We start from the raw sequence: 700 nt of genomic DNA, 5'->3' as shown, positions 1-700 counted from the left end.
GAACCGGTGGTTCTCTGCCTGCAGGACACCACCGAACTGGACTTCAACGGCCAGACTATCGAAGGGCTTGGCCCGTTGAGCTATGAAGCCCAGCGCGGCATGTATCTGCATGCCACGCTGGCCGTCACCAAAGACCGGATACCGCTCGGCGTGCTGGATGCCTGGATGTGGGCGCGGGAGCCCAAGGGCAAAGATGGCCGTCGACCACCCGCCATCAAGGAAAGTACACGCTGGATCGAAGGCTACGAGCGGGTCGCCGAGCAGGCTCAAGCCCTGCCTGAAGTCCGTCTGGTCTATGTCGCTGACCGTGAAGGCGACATGCTGGGGCTGATGCAGCGCGCGGCTGCATTGGGTCATCCGGCGGACTGGCTGCTGCGCAGCCAGCACAACCGTAAGCTGGCCAAAAAAGGCGAGCGTTTATGGGATCAGGTCGCGCATATGGAAGCTTGCGGCGAGATCCTGTTCGATCTGCCGTCCCGTCATGGCCAGAAGGCTCGCCCCGTGCGGCAAAGTGTTCGCATTCAGCGCGTCAAGTTGCCGATTAACGGCAAGATGCTGGAAGTGAGCGCCGTTGTGGCAACCGAACTTGAACCGCCCCCGGGCGTAAAAGGCTTGGAATGGCGGTTGCTGACCAATCGGGTTGTACCTGATCTGGAGGCGGCAGCGACCTTGATCGACTGGTACCGGGCACGCTGGGAGG

At 61.9% G+C, this 700-nt stretch carries 1 protein-coding gene; it reads left to right on the top strand.

What is annotated here, in order from left to right:
- A partial coding sequence (locus tag M3P88_RS15800; protein WP_249616951.1) for an IS4 family transposase occupies positions 1 to 700 on the top strand: 700 nt, incomplete at both ends.

It is taken from the genome of Craterilacuibacter sp. RT1T, assembly GCF_023502145.1.
Lineage (GTDB): Bacteria > Pseudomonadota > Gammaproteobacteria > Burkholderiales > Chromobacteriaceae > Craterilacuibacter.
Note: the sequence above shows the minus strand (reverse complement) of the source record. Positions and strands in the feature narration are given on the sequence as shown.